Genomic DNA, 26018 nt, shown 5'->3' on the forward strand with positions numbered 1-26018 from the left:
TCAGTATTCAGGTCTGCAGCCAACAAAATATATGAATTTGGTCGATAAATAGCTGAAAACAGGGAGGTAAAGTATGGTATATTTTGGAGAATTTTACAAATAATAAATTAACTACCGTAAATTATTTTAGATTCAATGAAAAACGTAATAACCACCTTTTCAGCTGCAATGGTTTTGTTAGCTTCCTGTTCAACATCAACAGAAAAAAAGCAAAATAATGAAGATTCCACAGTGGTCAAAACAGAAACTTCATCAACTCCCGTGCTCAAAAAAAATAAAATTTCAGATGACGTGATACCGGCCGATTTTTCAGAACTGGTTCCTATTGATGTACTGGATACAAAAAGCAAGAATGTATATGAAAAATATGGTGTTGAGTTTTCCGGAAACTGCTATTCATGTGATTTAGCCAACTTATCGGTAACTAACAAAAGAATAATATGGGCTAATGTCTGTGATGAAAAGGACACTTTTGAAATCAATGATTTTTCTTTTATCAATGAAGGAAACAAAACTATTCTGAAAACGGCGGAAAGAACTTATATTCTTACACAAACAGATAAAGCTCCTGTTTACGAACTGGTTGTAGAAGGTAAAAAACTGGAGTTGAAAAATAAAAGACTATCCCGTTTTTTTACCACCAAAAAAGCTTTACCTCTTTTTAAAGAACATGATTGTGGAGATTTTGAAGGGTAAATATATCTTTTCAATAAACCTAACATATATAAAAAAACCTCAAATCACTTTGAGGTTTTTTTATATTAAATAACGATTGAATTATTTTGCTGGTTTTTTAGGACTCATCATCATAATCATCCTTTTTCCTTCAAGTTTAGGAAGCTGGTCTACCTTACCAACATGCTCAAGCTCCTGAGCAAGTTTTAAAAGCAAGATTTCTCCCTGATCCTTAAAGATAATCGAACGTCCTTTAAAAAATACGTAGGTCTTTAGCTTTGAACCTTCTTCAAGGAATTTTTCGGCATGCTTCTTCTTAAATTCATAATCATGGTCATCAGTCTGAGGTCCGAAACGAATCTCTTTTACGACCACTTTTACCTGCTTAGCCTTAAGTTCCTTTTGCTTTTTCTTTTGCTCATATAAGAATTTTTTATATTCCAATACTCTTGCAATGAAAGGTTCTGCCTTATCCGAAATTACTACCAGATCCAATTCCTGTTCTGCAGCAATTTGTCTTGCTTTGTCAATTGGATAAATTCCCGGCTCTACGTTATCGCCCACCAAACGAAGCTCTCTCACACGAATTTTATCGTTGATCAAGTGAGCGTCCTCTTGTACAGGACGTCTTTGTGGGCCCCTGTTGTTAAATCTTTGTGCTATTGTATTATAATTTTATTGGTTAATTACTAAATTTAATTGATTCAAATATTTAAAAATTGAAAGATTCCCAAAATATTTTAACCTTCGAATCCTTCAATCTTTTATTTTAAATTTATATGGCTGCTTCTTTTTTAAAGTAAGCAACGAAATCCTCCAGTTTCATTACTCCAAGATCTCCTTCACCACGTCTTCTTACAGAAATCGTGCCTTCTTTTTCTTCATTTTCTCCTACCACAAGCATGAAAGGAATCTTCTTCAATTCAGCATCACGGATCTTTTTACCCGTCTTCTCATTTCTGTCATCAATCTGACCGCTAATATCGTGATTTTCCAAAAATTGTGAAACTTTTTTTGAATAATCTACATATTTTTCACTGATTGGTAGAATAATAAACTGATCAGGGCTTAGCCACAACGGGAAGTCACCTGCTGTATTTTCAAGCAAGATAGCGATAAAACGTTCCATAGAACCAAAAGGAGCTCTGTGGATCATTACCGGTCTGTGCTTCTCATTATCATTTCCGATATAGTGCAGATCAAATCTTTCCGGAAGGTTATAATCTACCTGGATTGTTCCTAATTGCCATTTTCTTCCTAAAGCATCTTTCACCATAAAGTCAAGCTTAGGACCATAGAACGCTGCTTCACCGTATTCAATTACAGTTTTTAAGCCTTTCTTTTGAGCCGCATTGATGATGGCACTTTCCGCTTTCTCCCAGTTTTCATCAGAACCGATATACTTTTGTTTGTTTTCAGGATCCCTTAGTGATACCTGAGTCACAAAATCCTCAAATCCAAGAGACTTGAATACATAAAGGGTAAGGTCAATTACCTTTTCAAATTCTTCAGAAAGCTGGTCCGGAGTACAGAACAGGTGAGCATCATCCTGAGTAAACCCACGAACTCTTGTCAGGCCGTGAAGCTCTCCACTTTGCTCATATCTATATACTGTCCCGAATTCTGCATATCTTTTTGGTAAATCCCTGTAACTCCATTGTGAAGTCTTATAGATCTCACAGTGGTGCGGACAGTTCATTGGCTTCAATAAGAATTCTTCTCCTTCATTCGGAGTTTTGATCGGCTGGAAGCTGTCTTCTCCATACTTATCCCAGTGACCGGAAGTTACATATAATTCTTTTGCTCCGATGTGTGGAGACATTACAAACTCGTAACCTCCTTTTTTCTGAGCATCAGAAAGGAAATTCTCCAGTTTTCTTCTTAAAGCAGTTCCTTTTGGTAACCATAAGGGTAGACCGGCACCTACTTTTTCGGAAAATGCAAAAATTCCCAGTTCTTTACCTAGTTTTCTGTGATCTCTTCTTTTGGCTTCTTCCAATCTTTCAAGATATTCAGTAAGGTCTTTCTGTTTAGGGAAAGAAATACCATATACTCTTGTCAGCTGAGGATTTTTTTCATTTCCTCTCCAGTAAGCTCCTGCAGCATTCAGAATTTTAACGGCTTTTACAATTCCTGTATTCGGAATGTGTCCTCCACGACATAGGTCTGTGAAATTATCATGTGTTACAAAAGTGATTTCACCATCGTTCAGATTAGTGATCAGCTCTACTTTGTAAGGGTTGTCTGCATAGGTTTTTAAAGCATCCTCCTTAGAAACCGGGTACAGAGAGAAGGTTGATCCTTTTTTAGCGTTTTCAAGGATCTTCTTTTCAATCTTTTCAAAATCTTTTTCAGATAAACTTTCATCCCCGAAATCTACGTCATAATAGAATCCGCTTTCAATAGCCGGACCGATAGTCAACTTAGCATTAGGATAAAATTCAAGGATCGCCTGCGCCAAAAGGTGGGCAGAAGAATGCCAGAAAGCTTTCTTTCCAAGATCATCATTCCAGGTCAAAAGCTGTACCGTAGAATCCGTGGTTATAGGGGTGGTCGTCTCTACCTGTGTACCGTTAACAATTGCGGAAATGGTATTTCTAGCCAATCCCTCGCTTATCGATTTTGCCACATCTAGAGGAGTAACTGCTCCTTCGAATTCTTTGACACTATTGTCTGGAAGTGTAATTTTTATCATTGTTTACTAAGAAATTTTAAGATGCAAAAATACGCATTTTTTACATAATATACTATATCAACATCTATTTTAGAATGATAATTAATATAATCCTGTCAAAGAATTTTATGTTTAAAGTTTTGTGTGTGATGATACAAGACGGGATGAAGAAAATGGCAAAATAACAGGTATGTTTACTATCTTGCTTTTATTTTGTTTTTAAGTTGCGATATATCAATAATTTACAAACAGAATAAAGGTTGCTCTTTTACCCATAATATTTCACGGAACGATGCCACCAATTGCAGAGTGCAGTTTTTGATATCATTGCATTACAAAAACATCTTAAAGTCGATAGATATTTTAAATAATTTCCACTTATTATTAATATGACAAAAGAACATTAATAATAGTATTTTAATCTTTTCGGAAAGTCTTAAAAAAGACACAGGCTATGATTCATATTGTCAGCAATATAAGATCCGGAGGCACTGTATTTCCTGATAAAGAATCTCTGAAACACTATAGAAAGACCTGGCAAACTCTAGATTTAAGTGAAAAATATAAATACCAATTATGATAAATATTGATTTACATTGTGATCTCCTATATCATTTATTAAGAACGAATACAAGTATTGATGACAGGGAAATAGGATGTTCTTTGCCTTACCTGAAAGAAGGAAATGTAAAACTTCAGGTAATGGCCATTTATTCGGGAACTGGGAAGGATAGTACGCAGTATGGATTGCAACAAAGTCGGTTGTTTCCGGGATTGTTGGAGAATAAAAATTTTTTCCTTTTTAACAATGAGAATTATAAAGAACAAAAAAATGAAAATCGGGTAGGAGTAATTGCTTCTATAGAAAATGCATCATCTTTTTGTGATGAAAATGAAAATCTGGATTCCGGTTTTGAAAAGCTAGAGACAATCATTGAAAACACACAAAAGATTTTATACATAGGAATTACCCATCATACTGAAAACCGATTCGGAGGCGGCAATAATTCATCGGCAGGACTAAAAGATGATGGAAAAGTCCTGATGGATTATATTGCGGATAAAAACATTGCGATTGATTTGGCACATACCAGCGACCAGTTGGCTCATGATATCTTTAACTATGCTGATCAAAAAGGATATTCAATTCCTATTCTGGCCAGCCACTCCAATTACAGGGCAGTCTACAGGAATAACAGGAATCTTCCTGATGAATTAGCGAAAGAAGTGATCAGAAGAAAAGGACTGATCGGGCTTAACTTCATCAAGGATTATGTTGATCTTGAACATCCTGAAAGGCTCTACGATCATATACAGTATGCGCTTGATCTCGAAGGTGAAGACAGTATAGCTTACGGTGCAGATTATTTTTACTGGAAAGATCATCCGGACACTTCCCGTCATCCGTTCTTTTTTCCTGAACATGCTGATGCTTCAGTATATCCGACCATCAATAAAGAAATAGAAGAAAGATTTTCCCATAAATTAGCAGAAAAAATAAGTCATCAAAATGCATTGAATTTTATAGAAAAAATCTGCCAATAAATTGATTTTTAATAAATAACAATGTTTATATTCCTGAGGAATGACAATATAAGTTAATATCACCTATATTTATGAATTAACATTATGTTGTCATTCTGCAGGAATCATACTCTTACAATCGATTTCAGAGGATCTGTTAATTTTTTCTTTTATACTTTACTTTTTGCTTAATGATTTCAATTACATCTACGTTTTGAACTTTTGATTGTATCCATCCGTGGATGTCAATATAAAACAATGACCTTCGGTAATATTCATTATGAGAAAACTCTTCAAGCTTTTGATCAAAAACTTCAAACGCCTTCTGTTGTTGGTTTAAAACCTGATTGTTAAGATTTTTAAAGAATTGAATACTCTCAAAATGGAAGTCTTCCGGTTTTTTCATCTTTTTGGCAAATTTCAGGGTCGAGGCCACAAATTCATCATAATCTTCATCATTTCCAGATTCATGTTTAGCCATTAAAATCAGAATTCTTGTGTGAAACAGCAGGTCTTCCTGTACATTTCCTTTTGATTCAATAACCCTCATACAATACTGAATCGCTTTCTTGTACATTTTACTTCCGAAAAACATGGCAGCCATCTTAAGATATAAAATCATAAAATGGTGTTCGTCGATTCTTTCGCGAAGCTTTTCCATTTTAAGTTCTATTTCGGGAATAAGCTTGGTGCCTGTGAAAAATTCACCCTTGACGAAGTGAATATTCATCAATGTATTTGAATGAGTAAGGAAGATCAATGATTGCAGATTTTCATTTTGGGCAAAACTTTCAGCATGTACTGTTTTACTGAAATTTTCAAAATGTTCTTCAAGAATATCAATATTTCCGTATAGAAACAGGATCTTCAAGAGATAAGTATTTCCTTTAATATACCATACAGGGTGACTGAAAATCATTTCAGGCTTTTTATGGAACATATCCACCCATTGATAAGCATACTTTAAGGTATATTTATAATCCTGGAGAAGCTGGTTTTTCCATACGTGGGCTTTAAAATACCATAATTTCTCTGTAAAATTCAGATTTTCAAACCTAATTTTCTTGATCTCCTGATTGAAAATATTCATAACTTCTTCGCGATCAGTATCATTTTTTACATAACCGTGAGTTAGCATTTCACTGTATAATTTCAGGGAAAGATTGGATAGTTTTGTGGTATACCGGTTCTGCCTGCTCAGCTCCTGAGACTCTCTGATCAGCTCATCAGCACGGCCTTCAAAACTTCTTGTAATGAATTGGGATTCAATTACTTTTTCCAGGTCGATTACTTCGGAAGCAATACTTTTCTCATCCAGTTCAAGTGCTGTCTGTTTCGTTTTATCTAAAATTTTTAAAGCCTGTCTGTAAAGCCCTTTTTGATATAAAATATTAGCAAAATCAAGCTGTTCCCGAAGCTGAATTCTATAGTTTTGATGGCTCGGGTTCATGCGGAGGCTCACAAGAATCTGCTTATAGAGGTGCGCTTTCAGATTTGAGAGTTGCTGCTTTGTAGAAATCTTTTTTTCAATGATGATACTTTCGTCGTATTCTTTCATTTTATCCATTTCGGAAAACAGCAAAAGAAACTTGGCATCTACGTTAATCCCGAGACGGTTTACATACAACTTAAACTGACGTTTTTCTGAGGTGGTCAATGACTTTACCAATACAAACAAAAAATCTTTCTGCAATTCTGCCATTGTAAATTTTTGGAATTTAAATATTTAATTATCAGGTAAATATGTTCGTTTTTCAAACAGTTGAATATTGTAATTTTCTAAAAAGAGGAAAATCGAAAAATATTACAAGCTGTAGTTTTGGATCAAAATTAAGTAAAAAACTTCATTTATGAATTCCGAAAAAATTGAAATTTTTGATACCACGCTGAGAGATGGGGAACAGGTTCCGGGATGTAAACTGAATAAGGAACAAAAACTGATTATTGCTGAAAGGCTCGATGAGCTAGGGATTGATATCATTGAAGCAGGATTTCCAATTTCCAGTCCGGGAGATTTTGAATCTGTTTCTGAAATTTCAAAACTCGTGAAAAATGCCAGAGTTTGCGGATTGACAAGAGCCAACAAAAAAGATATTGATGTAGCAGCGGAATCTTTACAATTTGCAAAAAGACCAAGAATACATACGGGAATCGGAACTTCAGATTCCCACATCAGATATAAATTCAATTCTACAAGAGAAGATATCATAGAACGCGCAGCAGAAGCAGTAAAATATGCCAAAAGATATGTAGAAGATGTAGAATTTTATGCTGAAGATGCCGGCAGAACAGATAATGAATATCTGGCTCAGGTATGCGAAGCTGTTATAAAAGCCGGAGCTACAGTACTAAATATTCCCGATACTACGGGATATTGCCTGCCTGAAGAATACGGACAAAAGATAAAATACCTTAAAGAAAATGTAAAAGGCATCGAAAATGCGGTGTTGTCCTGTCACTGTCATAATGATCTTGGACTGGCCACTGCCAATTCTATTGCCGGAGCAATCAATGGAGCTCGGCAGATTGAATGTACCATCAACGGACTTGGGGAGAGAGCAGGAAATACAGCGTTGGAAGAAGTCGTCATGATTCTGAAGCAGCATAAAGACCTGAACCTCCATACCAATGTTAATTCCAGGATGCTGAACGAAATGAGCCAGATGGTTTCTGACCTGATGGGAATGTCTGTGCAGCCCAACAAAGCGATTGTAGGAGCCAATGCTTTTGCACACAGTTCAGGAATTCACCAGGACGGGGTCATTAAAAACAGGGAAACTTATGAAATCATCGATCCTGCAGAAGTTGGAGTAAATACTTCCTCTATTATTCTGACGGCAAGAAGCGGACGTTCTGCTCTGGCTTACAGATTCAAGCATATCGGCTATGAGGTTACCAAAAATGAGCTTGATTATTTATATGAAGAGTTTTTAAAAGTTGCCGATATGAAAAAAGAGATCGGTAATGATGATCTCAACCTGATGATGAATGCCTTCAGCAGAAAAATAGGATAGGGTTTGATTTAAATCAAGATAAAAGTAAAATGAACAAAGACAAAAAGACACTTTTTGATAAAGTCTGGGATGCTCACGTAGTGGAAAGTGTTCCAGATGGACCGCAAATTATATATATTGATAAACACCTGATTCATGAGGTAACCAGCCCTCAGGCATTTGCAGAACTGGAATCAAGGAACCTGGAAATATTCAGACCGGAGCAGATTGTAGCCACCGCAGATCACAATGTACCTACATTGAACCAGGATCAGCCGATCAGAGATGAATTGTCAAGAAATCAGGTTCAGCAACTCACAGAGAACTGTACAAAAAATCATATAGAGTTATTTGGTTTAGGGCATCAATACCAGGGTATTGTCCATATTATTGCTCCTGAATTGGGAATTACTCAACCCGGAATGAGCATTATGTGTGGAGATAGTCATACCTCTACACACGGCGCTTTCGGAAGCATTGCTTTCGGGATCGGAACAAGTCAGGTGGCACAGGTTTTTGCCAGCCAGTGTCTGTTGCTTAATAAGCCAAAGTCAATGAGAATTACCGTTAACGGGACGCTCAATGAAAATGTACAGCCTAAAGATGTCATTCTTTATATTATTTCAAAAATAGGAACAGACGGAGGAACAGGCTATTTCTGTGAATATGCAGGAAATGTATTCGAAGAAATGTCCATGGAAGGAAGAATGACTGTTTGCAATATGAGTATTGAAATGGGAGCTAGAGGAGGAATGATAGCACCTGATGCTACCACTTTTGAATATGTGAAGGGAAGAAAATATGCACCGTCAGGAGAAGAATGGGCGGAGAAAGTGGCATACTGGGAAACATTAAAAACAGATGAAGGTGCTCCTTTTGATAAAGAACTCAGCTTTGATGCAAAAGATATTTTTCCGATGATCACCTATGGGACAAATCCGGGGATGGGAATTTCCATTCGTGAAACGATTCCGGTACCGCAAAATGAATCAGAAGAAAAAGCCTTGCAATACATGGGCTTGAAAGCCGGGCAAACTCCTTCTAATATTACAGTTAATTATGTATTCATAGGAAGTTGTACCAATGCAAGAATTGAAGATTTCCGTTCTGCAGCTCAGTATATTAAAGGGAAATCAAAATCGGCAGCAGTAACAGCACTGATCGTGCCGGGATCACAGCAGGTGGTCAAACAGATTTATGAAGAAGGTCTGGATAAAATATTCAGTGACGCGGGATTTCAGATTCGTCAGCCGGGATGTTCAGCATGTCTGGCGATGAATGATGATAAGATTCCTGAAGGAGAATATTGTGTTTCTACTTCCAACAGGAATTTTGAGGGCCGGCAGGGGCAGGGTGCCAGAACAATACTTGCAAGCCCGCTTACAGCAGCGAAAGCAGCAATTGAAGGTAGAATCTCAGCTTTTGAAAGCTTAAACTAAACAGAAAAATTACATGCAAAAACTAATTATAATAAAATCGACTGCAGTTCCTTTGCCTGCGGAAAATATAGATACAGATCAGATTATTCCGGCAAGGTTTCTTAAAAGTATAGACCGGAAAGGGTTTGGAGAAAACCTGTTCAGGGATTGGAGATTCAATATTCACACCGGTGAACCTAATGCAGATTTTGTTCTTAATAATCCAAAATACAGCGGAGAAATTCTGGTGGCAGGAAATAATTTCGGATGTGGCAGCAGTAGGGAGCATGCCGCCTGGGCACTAACCGATTATGGATTTAAAGTTATCATTTCCAGTTATTTTGCTGATATTTTTAAAGGAAATGCTCTGAATAACGGGCTTCTTCCGGTAAAGGTTTCCGAAGGTTTTTTAAAGGAAATTCTGGAAGGAATCACTGAAAACCCAAACAATCAAATAGCTATTGATGTAGAATTGCAGTCTATCAGTTTTAAAGATACCACTGAAACCTTTGAGCTCGATTCATATAAAAAAATATGCCTTTTAAACGGGTATGATGATATTGATTTTTTAATCAGCAAAAAACAGGCGATTACTGAATTTGAACTAAAAACACAGAAAAAAAATGAGCGACAAGTATTTTAAAATTGCAGTACTTCCGGGAGACGGAATTGGCCCGGAAATTATTAACGAAAGCATCAAAATATTAGATGTCATCGCAGAAGTTTTTGAGTATAAGTTTCAATTTGATTATGGATTGATTGGAGCGGATGCTATTTTTAAAACCGGTGATCCGCTTCCTGAAGAGACTTTGAAAATCTGCAGAGAATCTGATGCCGTTCTTTTCGGAGCGATAGGAGATCCTTCTTTTGACAATAATCCCGAAGCGAAGGTAAGACCGGAACAAGGTTTATTAAAACTCCGCAAAGAATTAGGATTATTTGCCAATCTTCGCCCTTTGAAAACCTATGCTTCACTGATTGAGAAAAGCCCGTTGAAAAGAGAAATCATTGAAGGTGCCGATATCCAGATATTCAGGGAATTGGTGAGCGGAATTTATTTCGGAGAAAAATTTACAGATCCTGAAGGGAATTATGCTTATGACATCTGCAAATACAGCCGTGAAGATATTCTTCCTATTGCCCACATGGCATTCCAGGAGGCTCAGAAGAGAAATAAAAAGCTGACGCTTATTGACAAAGCTAATGTATTGGATACTTCAAGATTATGGAGAAAGATCTGTCAGGAAATTGCACAGGAATATCCTGATGTACAATTAGACTATATGTTTGTCGACAACGCAGCAATGCAGTTGATCCTTAACCCAAAACAATTTGACGTGATCCTGACAGAAAATATGTTTGGTGATATTATTTCTGATGAAGCAAGTGTTATCGGCGGTTCAATCGGATTGCTTCCGTCTGCTTCTGTAGGAGAGAAGAATGCTTTATTTGAACCTATCCACGGTTCATATCCACAAGCGAAAGGAAAAGGGATCGCGAATCCGGTTGCTTCCATTCTGAGTGTAGCGATGATGCTGGATCATCTTAACCTGAAGCCTGCCGCAGATAAGCTGAGACAATCGGTAGAACATGCTATTGAAAATAAGTATGTCACTATTGATCTTAATACCAAGCAATATTATTCTACTAGCGAGGTAGGAAGCTTTATTGCGGATCATATCAGATATTCTGAAAAATCTTATTATAATTTTGAAAATGTAAAAATCGGGAAATCAACCATCGTATAGATCAATTATAGTTCACTTAGATAGATAGTTAGAAGAAAGGTTCTGCCTCGTACGAGACAGAACCTTTCGCTTTTTATTCAACATTGTTATTGCAAGTAATCTCAACGTAACAAATCCTTCTGTGATATTTAATCTTTTGTATTATCCGTTTTTCCTGATTTGTTTTTAGATGCCTTTTGAACATCTTCTTTATCAATATCAGGTGGGTTGGTTTTCTTTGATGACGCAGGAATATTCTGGAAATCCTGATTCTGTTTTTTTGTTTCTGCGCTACTTGCAGATTCTTTCTTTGTGATACCTTTTGAGTTCATAACCTGAATTTTTAGAGTCCAAGAATACCGATCTTTCCGGTTTTATCTTCTATCGTATAATTCAAAGCCTTTGCCAAAACAAAAATATTATCAAGATTTTCCATTAATTGTTTACGTCCTTCAGTTCTCAATTGGTTTTGGTCAATTGATTTAACCGCAGTTTCTTTAGCCTTTTCCGTTACTCCTTTGATATCTTTTTCAGAAATTCTGTTGAAGAAAGAATCATCTAAAGACTGAATTTCGACACTTGGAGTGATTCTGATATCGGCATCGGGAAGTTCTGTAATAACCAATTTTTTATTGATGGAATCCACTTCGATCTTCATTTTGTTAAGATCATAAGAAACCTGTGCATTGGTTTTGGTATAGGTGATAATGCTATTGCTTGAAACTTCCTTCCCAAATACTTCATAGCCCATTTTGGTTTTCTGCATGCTTGAGATATTCTGTTCCATCACTACCATCTTATTCATTTTGGCAATCTGGTTGGTCAGAATGTAATAATCTGACTTCTCCGTTTTTCCTCCAAGATTTAAACAGGATTTCAGGCCAAAGAACAAAAGCAAAACTGCTCCCGCACCGGCTACAAATGATATGATAACTTTATAATTTCTCAAAATCTATTTAAAAATTTCTTTGATTACTGAGGTGTCGTTCTTTTTCAAAATTTCTGCAAGATCTCTTTCGATATATCCTGAAGTGGGCATCTCTACAATTCTTCCTACTTCATGGCCATATTTTTTAAGAATGATGGTAGGTACTTTCTGTATATTATAAAGTCCTTCGTCACCCGTTGGAGATTCCTTCTTACGATTAACAGCAATGATGGTTAATTTGCTATCCGGATAGCCTACTTCTTCCAATATTTTCATCAACCTTGGGAAGTCTCTATGACTGTCTTCGCACCATGTTCCCATGAAAACGATAATATCATATAAACCGATCTTTTCCTTTTTCAGCTCGCTGATGGCTTTTTGGTCAAGAGCATATTCGTCATGTTCTTTCACATACCAGTCCGCATAGGGAGCTTTCAGAAACTGTGATTTAGATTGATGTCCCAGAAGCATTTTACCGTCTTTCTGAGAATCAACTTCGCGGTTGATAACTACTTTTTGGGCACTCACTTGCTGAGCAGCAAAAAAAAGACTTGAAACGGCAACAAAACGGGTAACAAATTTTTTCATATTTATTTTTCGATGATTGATTTTAAATCAGCAGGAGAGTAGTATTTATTTTTTAATACTTTATGATCCGCCTGTCTGTATACATTGAATTTTTCTCCTGACTTTTCATAAAAAGATTCCACTTCCTTTGCTTTATAGAATTCAACAGTTTCCTTTGCCTGTTCTTCATTATCACATGCTTTCGACATATTGGAACGCTGAACTTCGTTGAATAGTTCTACAAATTTGTTGCCAAGCCCGAATTCAAGCACTGCACCGCTCAAAACATATTGAAGATCACACAGAGCATCCGCTATTTCTACAATATTATTATCTGCAATCGCCTGCTTAAGCTCATTCAATTCTTCCTGTAAAAGCTCTACTCTAAGGTTGCATCTTTCGGGAGAAGGAATTTGCGGGGTATCTAAAATAGGGGCTTTGAAAGTAGTATGGAATTCTGCTACTTGGTTCAGACTATCAATTTTATCCATGAATTTTTTTATTTCCTACAAAGATAGAAAACGATTTGTAAATTTTGAAATGTCACGCTATGAAATGTCGGAATATGGGCAATCACAGGGTAAATTACTTTTTATAAGAAAATCCACAACCTGAGATTGTGGATTTTATACTTAGAACTTATTTTATTGTCAGTATTCAAAAATAAATTATTACAATTCTTTGTATTTCCATATTCCTGAAATATTCAGAATGGTTAAGCCCGGTTGCTTTTCACCATATCCAAAGACACAGATGTATTTTGAATGGCAGGTTTTACAGGCCGTTCCAAAATATAAACTGGGTAGATCATCTACCGTCACCTCTCCAAAGTGAATCATACGTGGGGAAGTTTCAGAAACCATTTTATTATTTAAAAGTTCACTTTTTGAGAGTACATGATCTCTGTCATAAATCTGAAAAATGGGAAATCCTGAAGTATAGGGAATGATTTCAATGCTGTTTTCATGATTACAGTCACAACAAATAAATTGGGTGACAACGGATGGAGAGGTTTCTTCATTTGTGAAAACGTTTTTTGCTACAAGTGCTTTTTTACCTAGGCTTATTTTTTTTGATATTGAATACATTTGATTTTATTTAAGACTGAATGACAGTACCTACTAAATTGTTATATTTCCCGCTGGGACTTTTTTTAATGGTGACTTTTATATATCCTTCTTCGGCTAATTTGTTCCATGTTTTCGGGTATCCCGTTGTGATATCAATAGGGATTTTCCACATAGTTTGCTTTCCGTTACCGGTTTGGCCAAACCATGGAATAATATCAGCTGTTTGCGACTTAAAAGATAAGGAATTATTCAATACATCGATCTCATAGTAAAAATCATAGCTGTTTTCCGGTTGATTAAGGGCTCTTTGCGTGAATGTGTACACATATCCGTTGATGATAGGGCTGGTAAAACTTCCTCCCAATGTAGGAACTCCGGATCCGTTATATGCTCCGACCGCTCCGCTGTATCTGTCAAATTTTTGGCCTGCTGATAAAGGAACATCGTCGACAATATTGTATCCTCCATTTGCCGGCGGCCATCCTCCGTTTAGTTGGTTAGCCTTAAAAAGAGCTTCAAGTTCGCCCCATTTTCCTTGTTTGTACAAATCAAATGCCTGATTTCTGATAGATTGACTGACTGTTCCTTTCGAGTCATACGTTAATGCAAATTCATCTGCATTTTTGTAGTATACGATTTTAACGGGGTTTGTATCGATAATCTCATCATTATCCGAGCTGCAGGCTACAGAAAAGAATGTCACCGTTACAAGAAAAAAGTACTTCAATAAATGTTTCATATGTAAAATTTTAATAGTTTAAAAATCTTAGAGAACATTATTCAGACACACATTGACAACCGTTATTAATTGAAAAACATTCACTTTTCCCTATCTTTTCGTAATCCGTTTTTGAGGTGTTGATTATGCTCTGCTGATAAAAACGATTTATTAAGCAGCTTTTACGTGAGAATTCTGGTAGAATGATTATGAAATCACATAATAAATAAGACAGTACTATTACAAGCCGCCATAATGCTTTTAAATGCTCCCGGGGATGAACAGTACAATACCAGAAAAATATTGAAGTGTAAATTTAAATTAAAAAATTAAGATATAGAATTATTTTAATCAAATAAATAGTAATAATTAAATTAATTTTGATTATTAATTTAATATATGTTATAATTGAATAATATGAATGCTTAGTATGTATTTTATCTAATTTTAATAAATAGGTAACCGCAATATAAAAAAGCTACCTCCAAAAGAAGCAGCCTGTGTACATGATATAATTTGATATGATTAATTCTTAATGAATTTTTTCCTAAACTGATCAAGATGAATGAGGTAAATGCCGTTTGCCAGGTCACTGACGCGTACAGTTCCGTTTTGGAGTGTTCCTTCTTTTACGAGTCTGCCTGACATATCATAAATTTTATATGCTGAATCAGTGATGTTGGTAACGGTCAGGATATCCTGCACCGGATTAGGATAAAGATTAATTTCCGACGATCCTGAACCTGAATCACCCGTTATAGGTTTTCCATCGGATGGTGTAACTGAGATATCAGCAGTATTAACGTTAAAGAAAATATGGTGACTCCCTTTTACCATAATCCTTCCTGAAGTGGTAGAAGCATCCGGAATTGTAACGGCACGCATCCCGTTGTTGGGGATCCCGGACACAAGTGTTGTCCAGGAATTGCCACTGTCGGTAGACCAAAGAATATCAACATTGGTAGCATTGATACCGTTGGACGTCGTTCCTGCTACATTCCAGGTGACGGTTTGGGAACTTCCGCCCGTATAAGTTACAGGTGTATTTTGTGAAGTAACAATAAATGGTCCTGCTCCCCCTGAGACCGTAATCCTGGTGTCGTCTGAATTATTTCCTGCGCCTCCTGTTTTGTTATCACGTACTGTAAATCTGAAGTTTAAATTTCGTGCTACGGATGGCAAAGCTTCTACATTGATTTCATCGCCAGCTGTAATCGTTTGTCCCGCCAAAACACTGGACATTCTCGGAAAATATCGTATAGGAGAAGTACTCGGGGTCCATGATCTGAATAAAGGACCATTGATTTTAGTTTCTACCGCAGCCGAACTAAAACCGGTCTCAGTAGAACTTCCCTTATCCATTTGCTCCCAGATGTAAGTCAGAGGATCACCGTCTGCATCTGCTCCCGATCCGGTTAGCATGAAAGGAGTGCTTTTAGGTATCGTATAATCTGAACCTGCATCTGCGATTGGAATTGAATTTCCTGTAGCAGTATTTACAGAACATGTATTCGCTTTAATGGTGTTGGTGATCTGCTCAATGCTTAGCGCATGAAAGAACGGATCAGATTTTTTCTGAACATCAAAGTTGGTAATACCTGCATAGCCCATAATGGTGGATCCTGATCCCGGTTCTACGGGTTTTAAACCGGATTGGGTAGTGTAGGACCACGTGTGGTTTCCGCCAAACTGATGCCCCATTTCGTGGGCAACAAAATCAATATCAAACGAATCTCCCGACGGAATTCCATTAGAAGGTGAGGTATATCCGCTTCCTTTGTAAGCATTGGGATATGTAATTCCCTGGTAGACATAGGTAGACATATCATCACTGCATATACAGCCGATACATCCTGCATTTCCGCCACCGCCGTCTCTTCCGAACAGATGCCCAATGTCAAAATTGGCATTGCCAATAGTTGAACTTAACGTATTCATAAGCTGAAAATTCCAGTTTTCCATCTGGGCAGAAGGTGAATAAGGATCTGTCGCAGCATTGGTATAAATGATGGCATCATTATTCGGGATAAGGACCATTCTTGCGGCAAATTCATTTTGAAAAATACCATTGACACGGGTAAGGGTATTATTCATCGCTGCAAGAGCCTGAGCTTTTGTCCCTCCGAAATATCCGGCATATTCTCCTGTACATGAAAGAGCCAGTCTGAATGTCCTTAATGTAGCATCATTTGCATTTTTGGCTGTTGCAGAAATTGCTGATCCTTTTTGTGCAGATTCAAGGACTGTACATTCAAAAGTATTTAAGTTGTCTTTTCTATCGGATTTTTTATATACGATATAAGAAGATAAATCTTGTGTATACGGTTCAATAAAAACGGCTGATTTATCACTGTAAATTTCCATTGATGAAAGACCTAAGGAAGAGATACTGAAAAAAACACTGGAGGTCTTATCTATACTTTCGCCGGTGTACGATTTGATATCCGGGTATTTTGCTGCCAGTTCAGGATCAAAATTTGAATTTTCGATAACTTGAAAGTCTTCCATTTCTCCTTTAGAATTAGGAAAGGAAATAAGAATGTCTGACTTTTTACTACCTGCAGTTCTTTGGCTGGCCTTTGATAATATATTTTTTAATGCATGGATATCCAGTTTGTATATTCTTGGATTGTCAATATCAGCTACGTTTTTAAAGACAGGTGAAGGGGTCTTCAGGGATCCTCTGGTCCATAAACGGTCTGTTTGAGCGAATGACATACCTGACAAAGCAAGCATTCCCATCATCAATAATTGTTTTTTCATGTAAGAGTGAATTTTTCACTTGTGTCCCGCAAAGCTAATAAAAAAATAACAGGAAGAGAATATTTTAAGAAGAAAATTAAATGTAGATCACGCTGAAACTATAGTTTTTTTAAATTGTCAACTTACAAAAAAAAAAGCTGCCCTCGTACGGGCAGCCTTCACATCGTTTAAATTTAAAGTTCCTAATTCTTTACAAATCTTTTAGCACTTTCTCCGACCTGAATCATATAAGCACCTTTAACAAGACCACTTACATTCACAGAACTTCTCTGAAGTTTTCCTGAGTCAATAAGTTTTCCTCCCATGTCGAAGATTTTATAATCCTCTGAGGTTGTATTGGAAATGTATAAGATATCTTTTACAGGATTAGGATATAGCTTAATATCAGTGATCAGATCTTTTGTATTAGTCAGGTCACCTTTTCCTGAAGAAACGATATTAAGAGTGTAATCTTCTACCTGCCCGTAAGTATATGCTTCGCAAGATGACGTAGGAATAGAACTGTACTTCATCATCACTCTCATTCTCGTAGAGCCGATAGTTGCTGTTGACGGAATGGTAACAGATCCTGTAACCGGAGAAGTTGTTGATCCTGCTTTTGACCAAACCAGTTCACCACTGTCAGCAAAGCTTCCGTTACCATTGTAGTCAATGTAAACAGCATATGCTTCACTATATTTTGTAGAAGTCCAGACTGGTGTGATGGAAAGGGTATATGCCGTACCTCTGGTAACATTGGTGGAAACCGAAGTAAAGTCTTCATAACCAGCTGTTCCTGTTGAAGTATTATTGATCGTTCCGAATTTCACATTTCCGATTCTTTCGTCAGCCGTGTTGGATGCTGAAGAAGAGCAGTAAGTCACCGTTCCTCCTGAAAGGGTTGTTACAGTCACTGTATTGCTGGCAACAGAAGCATTTCCAGCTGCATCTTTGGCTTTAACAGTGAAAGAATAAGTCGTAGCCGGACTTAATGAAGTCACGGTGTAGGCAGTAGAAGCTGTAGAGCCTATCAAAGATGACCCCTGATACACATCGTATCCTGTAACCCCTACATTGTCTGTAGCCCCTGACCAGGAAAGATTCGTTGTGGTAGCTGTAGTTCCCGAAGCGGCAAGGGTAGGTGGAGTAGGCGCAACCGTGTCAGGGGTTCCTGATCCTGCGTTGACACTGATATTGGCATTATTAACATCGAAGAAAATGTGATTGGAGCCTTTCACCATAATTCTACCTGTTGTCGTTGTAGCATTGGGAATGGTTACCGCTTGTGAACCATCGTTTGGAGTTCCTGCCAGTAGGGTAGTCCATGTATTTCCGCTGTCTGTAGACCATAAAATATCTACATTTGCGGTATTGACTCCGTTAGCGGTAGTTCCGGCAACATCCCAGGTTACATTCTGGGAACTGCCTCCTGTGTAGGTGGTTGCTGAGTTTTGTGAAGTTACTGCAAATGGACCTGCAGTGCTATTTACTGTGATTACCGCATCATCAGAATTATTTCCTGAGCCTCCTGCCTTATTATCACGAACGGTAAATCTGAAATTCAACGTTCTGGCTACCGAAGAAAGAGCCTCAACTGTGATTTCTGAACCTGCCGTAGTAGTAGCGCCTGTTAATACAGAAGCCATTCTCGGGAAATATCTTACCGGTACCGTTGTCGGAGTCCATGATCTGAAGTTAGGTCCTGAGGCTTTTGTAGCACTTGCTGCCGAGCTTGCTCCTGTCTGAGAAGAGGAAGCATTGTCCATCTGTTCCCAGATATAAGTTAAAGAATCTCCGTCAGCGTCAGTGCCTGTTCCGGTTAATACGAATGGAGTCCCCTTAGGGATTGTATAGTCTAAACCTGCATTTGCGGTAGGAATTGAATTTCCTGTATTGGTGTTAACGGAGCAGGTTTTAGCCTTGATATTATTGGTGATCTGCTGGATGCTTATGGCATGAAAGAATGCATCTGAGTGCGGCTGAACATCCTGACTTGTAATTCCCGCATATCCCATGATAGTGGATCCGGATCCCGGTTCCATATTAGCTCCCGTACCTTCATTACTCATAGAAAAAGTGTGGTTTCCTCCAAATTGATGTCCCATTTCATGGGCTACATAATCAATATCAAAGTTATCTCCTGATGGAATAGCATCGGCAGGAGAGGTGTAACCGCTTCCTTTAGATCCGTTGGTACAGATACATCCGATACAGCCTGCATTTCCTCCGCCTCCTGATGCACCAAACAGGTGTCCGATATCATAATTGGCTTCTCCGATTACAGACGTTAGGGTGCTTTGAAGCTGTGAATTCCAGTTGCTCATTCCTGATGATGGAGAATAAGGGTCAGTGGAAGCATTAGTATATACAACAGCATCATTGTTAGCGATAAGAACCATTCTCGCTGCAAAATCTTTTTCAAAAACACCGTTTACACGGGTCATGGTATTGTTCATAGCGGCTAAAGCCTGAGCTTTTGTTCCTCCAAAGTACGTTGTATATTCTCCGGTACATGAAAGAGCCAGTCTGAAAGTTCTTAATTTTGCGTCATCTGCATTAGGCCTTGCTGAAAGACTTGAATTGCTTACTCCTTTTTGAGCTGCATCAATTACAGTACATTCAAATTTGTTAAGATCTTCTTTTTTATCTGATTTTTTATAAACCACATAGGTTGAAAGGTCTTTTGAATAAGGTTCGATAAATACTGCTGATTTGTCGCCGTAGATCTCCATAGAAGATAAACCTAATGATGAAATACTGAAATATACCGTAGAGTTCGGATCATCCAGGCCTTGGCCTACATAAGATTTGATGTCCGGATATTTTGCTGCCAGCTCGGGAGCAAAGTTGGAATTCTCTCTCACCTTAAAGTTTTCCATTCTGCCATCAGAATTTGGAAAAGAAATGATGAGTTCTGATTTTTCGCCCACTGCCAATCTTTTTGGAGCTTTAGCAAGAGCGCTTTTTAATCCGTTGATGTTCAGGCTGTAAACCTTAGGATTTGTAATGCCGGATTTGTTTTCAAAGATCTCTGCTGAGCTTTTTCTGGAGTTTTCAGACCAAAGACGGTCAGTCTGTGCGAAAGAAACGCCCGTAATGAGGAGCATCCCAATCAGGGTTAATTGTTTTTTCATATTAAATGTAAATTTTGGTTGTGGAATACCAAAACTAATGAAAAATACGTTACGAAAAACATAATTTTTTAAGAATAATTTAGAATGCTGCTTTAAAATATTATGCAATACATTGAATGTAATTGAAAAAGCTTATTAACACAAGAAAACTGAAAAACCTAAATTGGATTTTAATTTCAATAAAAATGAAATTGATACATATTATTATTAATTTATTAAAATGAGACAATAATATTTATGAAATAATTAAAATATCACTGCTAAAATTAGCATTATAATATTGTGTTGGATTACAGAAGTACTAGATTTGATGCTAAAAAAAGCTGCTTCAAAATGAAACAGCTTAGTTTTTTTATCATTCAAAATTAGATTCTATCATCCGCAGTAGGGCCATAAAGTCCCGGAACTGTATTCCCGGTTGATCGTAAATATACTACCAGCTCTCCTCTGTGATGATACAAATGATTGTAAAGAAAACCTCTTATAACCTGTACTTTAGGAGAGGGAGGAAAAAGAATATTTCCGTTCATCACCATTTTCCATTCGTTAAAGTATGTATTTTCATCAGAATCTTCAAGCACTTTTTGTGCCTTGGCGACATTTTCTTCAAATTTTGCAAGAATATTTTCAGCTTTGGAAATATCCCCTTTGTCATACACATATAAACCCATATCAAAGGTATCCTGATTGAAAGTGGGCTCATACCAATTGTATACTTCTGCAATATGAGAGGCCAGCTGACCGGTAGTCCAGTTCTTTTCAGATGGTTTCCAGTCTAAAGCGCTGTCAGGGATTGCTTTTAAAATTTTCCTGGTGTTTTCCGCTTCATGCAGAAACTCACCTAAAAGTGCCTGTTTAATCATTTGTATAGAGAGATTAAGATTATTTAGTAATATCTCTTCCGATCACCAGTCTCTGGATTTCAGAAGTTCCTTCTCCGATAGTACAAAGCTTAGAATCTCTGTAGAATTTTTCAGCAGGGAAATCTTTTGTATATCCATATCCTCCGAAGATCTGAACCGCATTGTTGGCAATTCTTACACAAGCCTCAGAAGCATATAATTTTGCCATGGCACCTTCTTTTGTCATTTTCTGCTTAGCATTTTTTAAGGTAGCAGCTCTTTGAATCAGAAGTTCCGCAGCATCAATTTCTGTGGCCATATCCGCCAGCATAAAGTTGATTGCCTGGAATTCAGAGATTGCTTTTCCAAACTGATGTCTTTCTTTAGCATATTTTAAAGCAGCTTTGTAAGCACCTCTTGCTGTACCTAAACTTAAGGCAGCGATAGAAATTCTCCCTCCGTCCAAAATTTTCATTGCTTGTTTGAAACCTTCACCTACTTCACCTAAACGATGAGAATCCGGTACACGGACATTATCAAAAATAAGTTCAGCTGTTTCTGAGGCACGCATTCCGAGTTTATTTTCTTTCTTTCCGGAAGTAAAGCCCGGCATTCCTTTTTCTAAAACAAAAGCTGTAGAATTGTTTTTTGCTCCTTTTTCTCCTGTTCTTGTCATGACTACAGCGATATCTCCTGAAATAGCATGCGTAATGAAATTTTTAGCACCGTTGATGATCCAGTCATCGCCGTCTTTTACGGCTGTGGTAGACATACCTCCTGAATCCGAACCTGTATTATGTTCCGTTAATCCCCAGGCTCCGATTACTTTCCCGGAAGCCAGCTGAGGAAGCCATTTGTTTCTTTGCTCTTCATTACCGAATTCATAAATATGATTGGTACAAAGCGAGTTGTGTGCTGCTACAGAAAGTCCAATTGACGGATCTACCTGAGAAATTTCATCAAGAATTGTAACATATTCATGATATCCCAAACCGGAACCTCCATATTGCTCAGGAACTACGACGCCCATAAATCCCATTTCTCCCAACTGGTGAAATAGGTCTTTTGGAAATGTCTGGCTCTCATCCCATTCCATAATATTCGGACGGATATTCTTTTCTGCAAATTCTCTAGCTGTCTCCGCTATCATTTTGATGTTGTCAATAGTCTCTGTATTCATATAGATAATAGTTAGTTCTCAAAGATAATTAAATTGGCGGAATGCTAAAAAATTATTTTATTCATAATATTTTATACCTTAATATGATAATTGCTAGTTTTTTATATTCTAAAAAATAATGGTTTCTTAATAAAACATTCTCTTCTAAAGTGTTTTTATTTTAATATTTTAGAGGTCCAATTTTTAAGGCATGAAAAAAATTCTACTTCCTGTTATTTTTATTTCTTCTTATATGGCAGCTCAGGCTCCTGCCGGATATTATAATGGCACTGCCGGATTAACCGGTTATGCCCTAAAATCTAAGCTGCATGATATTATTTCTGAAAAATCTATAAGCTGGCATTACAGTACTCATCTTCCCAATCTTTATAACCAAACAGATCTCGATGTTTACTATGACCATACTCCGGCAGACAATACCAGTTTTCTTTTGGATATTTATTCTGAAATACCGAACGGCCCGGATGCGTATGAGTATACCAGCAGTCAATTAGGGGGTGGCAGCGCAGAGGGTACAGGATACAACAGAGAGCATATGATGCCTCAAAGTACATTCTACAGTAACTATCCCATGTATTCGGATCTGTTCTATGTAATTCCTACTGATGCTAAAATCAATCAGATGAGGAGCAATTATCCTTATGGAATTGCCAGTACAGTTCCGGCTAACATTCTGGCTACCTTTACCAATACTTCTAAAATAGGGAAGAGCGCTATTCCCAACTTGGCCTATACAGGATATGTATATGAACCTATTGACGAATTTAAAGGCGATGTGGCAAGGTCCATACTTTATTTTGCGTTAAGGTATGAAGGAAAGTTGGGAACTTTTAAATATACAGCTAATGCTAATCCTACCTTAGACACCAACCCATTTGACGGAACTGAAGAAAGAGCTATGGATCCGGCTTATCTTGCCATGTTAATTCAATGGCACCAGCAGGATCCTGTTTCATTAAGAGAAATCAACAGAAACAACGCGGTTTATGCCCTTCAGAAAAACAGAAATCCTTTTATAGACAATCCAGGATGGGTAGATGTAATCTGGAACCAAACACCGGATGTTATTGCTCCTCAAGCGCCTTCCAATCTTACTTCTACTCAGACAAGCGCTTATTTCACAAACTTAAGCTGGGCTCCAAGTCCTGATGCTGATGTTATTGGATATCAGGTGTACCAGAACGGTACTTTAGTAGCTTCTACAAAAAGAAATTCTATCAGTATTGATCATCTGACCCCCTCAACAACCTATAATTACACTGTAAAAGCATATGACAATGGATATCTTCAATCTTCTGAGAGTAATCCAGTATCAGTAACCACACTGGCTACTGATATTTACGCTAAGGATCTATATATTTCGAAATACCTGGAAGGATCAACCAATGAGAACAGAGCTCTTGAAATCACCAATAAAACAGGACACCCTGTAGATTTGAATAATTACAGATTGTCTATTCAATTACAAGGACAAAATAACAGCCTTTATTTTCCAGCTCCATTTGAAATGGAGGGTACCATTCAAAATAATGAAACATTTGTGGTGATAAACCCTTCTGCTGCTTTCTCATGTTTTGCTAACGGACAGGCAAAATTTGTAACAGCGGCTCCTCAAATGACATTTTATGGATATAATTATCTTGAATTAAGGTATAAGTCTACTACAGTAGATGCATTAGGTGTCGTAGGACAAAATAATTCCACGAATCTTAAAGATGTTTCTTTATACAGAAAGTCTACTATCAGCCAGCCTACCAATACATTTAATATTAATGAATGGGATGCTTATCCCATAGATTACTGCCAGAATCTAGGAACACTTTCCACTACGGAATTTATTGCATCAAAAGATAAAAAGTTAGGAATATATCCCAATCCGGTATATGATCGTCTTTTTGTAAACGGAGATACTGAAAAGATAAAAATAGCCCAAATTATTGATTTTTCGGGAAAAGTGATCTTTACAGAGAAAGATCCGTTCAGACACAAGAAAGAAATTTCTGTACAGGGAATTTCAACAGGAACTTATATCTTAAGGCTGGACGAGCATACTCAACAATTTATAAAAAAATAGTAAAAAATACATAAAACTCATATCTTAATGATACCCAACCTAACAGGTTTTTGAAACCTGTTAGGTTTTATTTTTTTTAGAGATCCTAGTCTTAACCTTGCCGGGACTTCAGACCCTGGCAAGGTTGAAATTGGCCCTGACAGCAGCGGCTCCCCAACAGCTGGCAGCAGGAAAAGAAAAGAGAGAGGAGTATGAGCGGATAGCAGGAAGCAGATCCTCAGACAAAAAATCAATAAAAAAGTTGAGTTAATATTCAATTTATCATGAAAATTTTTCACTCTATTTTACTTTTTCATAATTTTTACATTTGACATAACGTCTTAGAAACCTTATGATTACTACAATATTGATATAAGCAGATTCACTAATAATTAATATCTATAAGTGTTTCTGCTTATATTTTTTATTTATAAGTAATTATGCTTATATTTGCAGTATGATAGCGGTCATTACCGGTGATATTATAAATTCACAGCATGCGGATACTGAGGTTTGGATTACCAGACTTAAAAATCTTCTCGAAAAATGGGGGAGCGTTCCTCACACATGGGAAATTTACAGGGGTGATGAATTTCAGTTCAAATGCAATATTGATGACGTTTTCTGGCGGTTTCTAGCCATAAAATCTCTTATTAAAAGTCAGGAAAATTTAGATGTAAGAATGGCCATAGGTATTGGTGAAGAGAGTTTTTCTTCCGAAAAAATTACCGAGTCCAACGGGACTGCCTATGTAAATTCCGGAAGGTTACTGAACGACCTGAAAAATGATGGTCATACCGTTGCGATTAAAACATCGAATGAGGCTGTAGACAGAGATCTTAATATCCTTCTGAAATGGTCATCAAAAGATTTTGATAACTGGACGATGGCCACCTCAGAGATTATCCATGAAATGATTATGAATCAGGATATCACCCAGGAAGACCTTGCCAAGAAATTTACTATTTCACAGTCCTCGATAAGCCAGAGACTGAAGCGAGCCAACTATGAGCTCATCGTAGAAACCAACCAGTATTTTAGAAAGAAAATCTCAGAATTATAGCATGATCTTTATTAAACTCATATTGGCACATCTACTCGGAGATTTTACTCTTCAGCCAGACTCTTGGGTTGCAGATAAGGAAAACTATAAACTAAAAAGTAAATTTTTATACCTTCACGTTCTCATTCACACGGTTTTAAGCCTTATTTTTCTTTGGGACTTACAGCTTTGGTGGGTAGCAATTCTGGTGGGTATTTCTCATTTTATTATTGATACGGCAAAGCTTACTTTTCAAAATGTCAAAACAAAGAAAAGATGGTTCTTTATCGATCAGGTACTGCATGTTCTGGTGATCGCAGGTATTTCTTTTTATTTCGGAGAATTTGATATCAGCTTTCTGCAGAACCAGGAATTTTTGAAAATCATAATGGCAGCTTTGTTTCTGACAACGCCAGCTTCTATTTTCATTAAACTCCTTTTATCATCCTGGACGCCCTCTCCGGATGGTCCCAACACTATTCAAACCGAATCTTTAACAAGTGCCGGAAAATATATCGGAATTTTAGAACGTTTACTGGTTTTCACCTTTATTATGGTGAATCACTGGGAAGGCGTAGGTTTCATGGTGGCTGCAAAATCTGTTTTCAGGTTCAGCGACCTTGCACAGGCAAAACAGAGAAAGCTTACAGAATATGTATTGATAGGTACATTGCTGAGTTTTGGACTGGCTGTCTTAACAGGAATAATAATTAAATAAATCAATAAATCTA

At 37.2% G+C, this 26018-nt stretch carries 23 protein-coding genes; 10 read left to right on the top strand and 13 right to left on the bottom strand.

Annotation, left to right across the window (positions count from 1 at the left end; genetic code table 11):
- Positions 1-135 precede the first annotated feature (135 nt).
- Positions 136-696: a hypothetical protein gene (locus M030_RS0103220; protein WP_027372222.1), complete on the top strand. Its 561-nt coding sequence runs from the start codon at positions 136-138 to the stop codon at positions 694-696.
- Positions 697-777: 81 nt separating this feature from the next.
- On the opposite strand, the gene infC is transcribed toward M030_RS0103220, so the two are convergent.
- On the bottom strand, positions 778-1278 hold the full coding sequence (infC, locus tag M030_RS0103225) for a translation initiation factor IF-3 (protein ID WP_027372223.1): 501 nt from the start codon (positions 1276-1278) through the stop codon (positions 778-780).
- A 172-nt stretch (positions 1279-1450) separates the two neighbouring features.
- Complete coding sequence (gene thrS, locus M030_RS0103230; protein WP_027372224.1) at positions 1451-3370, bottom strand: threonine--tRNA ligase; 1920 nt, start codon at positions 3368-3370, stop codon at positions 1451-1453.
- Between the two features lie 555 nt (positions 3371-3925).
- On the opposite strand from thrS, the gene M030_RS0103240 reads away from it, so the two are divergent.
- Complete coding sequence (locus tag M030_RS0103240; RefSeq protein WP_027372225.1) at positions 3926-4894, top strand: dipeptidase; 969 nt, start codon at positions 3926-3928, stop codon at positions 4892-4894.
- A gap of 136 nt (positions 4895-5030) precedes the next feature.
- On the opposite strand, the gene M030_RS0103245 is transcribed toward M030_RS0103240, so the two are convergent.
- On the bottom strand, positions 5031-6575 hold the full coding sequence (locus tag M030_RS0103245; RefSeq protein ID WP_027372226.1) for a hypothetical protein: 1545 nt from the start codon (positions 6573-6575) through the stop codon (positions 5031-5033).
- 148 nt (positions 6576-6723) lie between these two features.
- Between M030_RS0103245 and M030_RS23665 the strand changes: the two genes are divergently transcribed.
- From M030_RS23665 to leuB, 4 genes are read left to right on the top strand one after another with little or no spacing between them, the layout of a single operon-like run.
- Entirely contained in the window at positions 6724-7887 is a 1164-nt protein-coding gene (locus M030_RS23665; RefSeq protein ID WP_081806289.1) for a 2-isopropylmalate synthase, read from the top strand.
- Positions 7888-7916: 29 nt separating this feature from the next.
- On the top strand, positions 7917-9305 hold the full coding sequence (gene leuC, locus M030_RS0103255) for a 3-isopropylmalate dehydratase large subunit (RefSeq protein ID WP_027372227.1): 1389 nt from the start codon (positions 7917-7919) through the stop codon (positions 9303-9305).
- Between the two features lie 13 nt (positions 9306-9318).
- Entirely contained in the window at positions 9319-9927 is a 609-nt protein-coding gene (gene leuD / locus M030_RS0103260) for a 3-isopropylmalate dehydratase small subunit (protein WP_027372228.1), read from the top strand.
- Positions 9908-11032: a 3-isopropylmalate dehydrogenase gene (gene leuB, locus M030_RS0103265; protein WP_027372229.1), complete on the top strand. Its 1125-nt coding sequence runs from the start codon at positions 9908-9910 to the stop codon at positions 11030-11032. The genes leuD and leuB overlap by 20 nt, the downstream gene beginning before the upstream one ends.
- A 128-nt stretch (positions 11033-11160) precedes the next feature.
- Here the strand turns inward: leuB and M030_RS0103270 are convergent, their stop codons facing one another.
- From M030_RS0103270 to M030_RS0103315, 10 genes are all read right to left on the bottom strand, one after another.
- On the bottom strand, positions 11161-11343 hold the full coding sequence (locus M030_RS0103270) for a hypothetical protein (protein ID WP_034722054.1): 183 nt from the start codon (positions 11341-11343) through the stop codon (positions 11161-11163).
- An 11-nt stretch (positions 11344-11354) separates the two neighbouring features.
- The gene (locus M030_RS0103275; RefSeq protein ID WP_027372231.1) at positions 11355-11960 is read right to left on the bottom strand and encodes a DUF4230 domain-containing protein; all 606 of its coding nucleotides are present in this window, start codon (positions 11958-11960) and stop codon (positions 11355-11357) included.
- 3 nt (positions 11961-11963) lie between these two features.
- A complete protein-coding gene (locus M030_RS0103280; protein WP_027372232.1) occupies positions 11964-12527 on the bottom strand; it encodes a thioredoxin family protein in 564 nt (187 codons plus the stop codon).
- Between the two features lie 2 nt (positions 12528-12529).
- Positions 12530-12997 (bottom strand): nucleoside triphosphate pyrophosphohydrolase family protein, encoded by a 468-nt coding sequence (locus tag M030_RS0103285; RefSeq protein WP_027372233.1) that lies wholly within the window; start codon positions 12995-12997, stop codon positions 12530-12532.
- A 180-nt stretch (positions 12998-13177) separates the two neighbouring features.
- Positions 13178-13594: a hypothetical protein gene (locus M030_RS0103290; RefSeq protein WP_027372234.1), complete on the bottom strand. Its 417-nt coding sequence runs from the start codon at positions 13592-13594 to the stop codon at positions 13178-13180.
- Positions 13595-13604: 10 nt separating this feature from the next.
- Positions 13605-14315, bottom strand: coding sequence for a glycohydrolase toxin TNT-related protein (locus M030_RS0103295; RefSeq protein WP_027372235.1), 711 nt, complete (start codon positions 14313-14315; stop codon positions 13605-13607).
- Between the two features lie 504 nt (positions 14316-14819).
- Complete coding sequence (locus M030_RS0103300; protein ID WP_027372236.1) at positions 14820-17057, bottom strand: zinc-dependent metalloprotease; 2238 nt, start codon at positions 17055-17057, stop codon at positions 14820-14822.
- Between the two features lie 182 nt (positions 17058-17239).
- On the bottom strand, positions 17240-20170 hold the full coding sequence (locus M030_RS0103305) for a reprolysin-like metallopeptidase (protein WP_027372237.1): 2931 nt from the start codon (positions 20168-20170) through the stop codon (positions 17240-17242).
- A gap of 365 nt (positions 20171-20535) precedes the next feature.
- Entirely contained in the window at positions 20536-21033 is a 498-nt protein-coding gene (locus M030_RS0103310; protein WP_027372238.1) for a DinB family protein, read from the bottom strand.
- A 19-nt stretch (positions 21034-21052) separates the two neighbouring features.
- Positions 21053-22192, bottom strand: coding sequence for an acyl-CoA dehydrogenase family protein (locus M030_RS0103315; RefSeq protein WP_027372239.1), 1140 nt, complete (start codon positions 22190-22192; stop codon positions 21053-21055).
- A 190-nt stretch (positions 22193-22382) separates the two neighbouring features.
- On the opposite strand from M030_RS0103315, the gene M030_RS0103320 reads away from it, so the two are divergent.
- From M030_RS0103320 to M030_RS0103335, 4 genes are all read left to right on the top strand, one after another.
- A complete protein-coding gene (locus M030_RS0103320; protein WP_027372240.1) occupies positions 22383-24266 on the top strand; it encodes an endonuclease in 1884 nt (627 codons plus the stop codon).
- A 97-nt stretch (positions 24267-24363) separates the two neighbouring features.
- Positions 24364-24516 (top strand): hypothetical protein, encoded by a 153-nt coding sequence (locus tag M030_RS25705; protein ID WP_185097377.1) that lies wholly within the window; start codon positions 24364-24366, stop codon positions 24514-24516.
- A 186-nt stretch (positions 24517-24702) separates the two neighbouring features.
- Complete coding sequence (locus M030_RS0103330; protein WP_027372241.1) at positions 24703-25308, top strand: SatD family protein; 606 nt, start codon at positions 24703-24705, stop codon at positions 25306-25308.
- Between the two features lies 1 nt (position 25309).
- A complete protein-coding gene (locus M030_RS0103335; protein WP_027372242.1) occupies positions 25310-26005 on the top strand; it encodes a DUF3307 domain-containing protein in 696 nt (231 codons plus the stop codon).
- The last annotated feature ends 13 nt before the right edge of the window (positions 26006-26018 follow it).

Source organism: Chryseobacterium sp. UNC8MFCol (assembly GCF_000482305.1).
Classification (GTDB): domain Bacteria; phylum Bacteroidota; class Bacteroidia; order Flavobacteriales; family Weeksellaceae; genus Chryseobacterium; species Chryseobacterium indologenes.

Bases quoted from the DNA above. Each gene is read 5' to 3' on its own strand.
- M030_RS0103320 (WP_027372240.1), top strand. From the start codon at position 22,383: ATGAAAAAAATTCTACTTCCTGTTATTTTTATTTCTTCTTATATGGCA.
- M030_RS0103300 (WP_027372236.1), bottom strand. From the start codon at position 17,057: ATGAAAAAACAATTATTGATGATGGGAATGCTTGCTTTGTCAGGTATG.
- leuD (WP_027372228.1), top strand. From the start codon at position 9,319: ATGCAAAAACTAATTATAATAAAATCGACTGCAGTTCCTTTGCCTGCG.
- M030_RS0103285 (WP_027372233.1), bottom strand. From the start codon at position 12,997: ATGGATAAAATTGATAGTCTGAACCAAGTAGCAGAATTCCATACTACT.
- M030_RS0103335 (WP_027372242.1), top strand. From the start codon at position 25,310: ATGATCTTTATTAAACTCATATTGGCACATCTACTCGGAGATTTTACT.
- M030_RS0103310 (WP_027372238.1), bottom strand. From the start codon at position 21,033: ATGATTAAACAGGCACTTTTAGGTGAGTTTCTGCATGAAGCGGAAAAC.
- leuB (WP_027372229.1), top strand. From the start codon at position 9,908: ATGAGCGACAAGTATTTTAAAATTGCAGTACTTCCGGGAGACGGAATT.
- M030_RS0103280 (WP_027372232.1), bottom strand. From the start codon at position 12,527: ATGAAAAAATTTGTTACCCGTTTTGTTGCCGTTTCAAGTCTTTTTTTT.
- M030_RS23665 (WP_081806289.1), top strand. From the start codon at position 6,724: ATGAATTCCGAAAAAATTGAAATTTTTGATACCACGCTGAGAGATGGG.
- M030_RS0103315 (WP_027372239.1), bottom strand. From the start codon at position 22,192: ATGAATACAGAGACTATTGACAACATCAAAATGATAGCGGAGACAGCT.
- M030_RS0103220 (WP_027372222.1), top strand. From the start codon at position 136: ATGAAAAACGTAATAACCACCTTTTCAGCTGCAATGGTTTTGTTAGCT.
- M030_RS0103245 (WP_027372226.1), bottom strand. From the start codon at position 6,575: ATGGCAGAATTGCAGAAAGATTTTTTGTTTGTATTGGTAAAGTCATTG.
- M030_RS0103330 (WP_027372241.1), top strand. From the start codon at position 24,703: ATGATAGCGGTCATTACCGGTGATATTATAAATTCACAGCATGCGGAT.
- M030_RS0103305 (WP_027372237.1), bottom strand. From the start codon at position 20,170: ATGAAAAAACAATTAACCCTGATTGGGATGCTCCTCATTACGGGCGTT.
- M030_RS0103295 (WP_027372235.1), bottom strand. From the start codon at position 14,315: ATGAAACATTTATTGAAGTACTTTTTTCTTGTAACGGTGACATTCTTT.
- M030_RS0103290 (WP_027372234.1), bottom strand. From the start codon at position 13,594: ATGTATTCAATATCAAAAAAAATAAGCCTAGGTAAAAAAGCACTTGTA.
- M030_RS0103270 (WP_034722054.1), bottom strand. From the start codon at position 11,343: ATGAACTCAAAAGGTATCACAAAGAAAGAATCTGCAAGTAGCGCAGAA.
- M030_RS0103240 (WP_027372225.1), top strand. From the start codon at position 3,926: ATGATAAATATTGATTTACATTGTGATCTCCTATATCATTTATTAAGA.
- leuC (WP_027372227.1), top strand. From the start codon at position 7,917: ATGAACAAAGACAAAAAGACACTTTTTGATAAAGTCTGGGATGCTCAC.
- thrS (WP_027372224.1), bottom strand. From the start codon at position 3,370: ATGATAAAAATTACACTTCCAGACAATAGTGTCAAAGAATTCGAAGGA.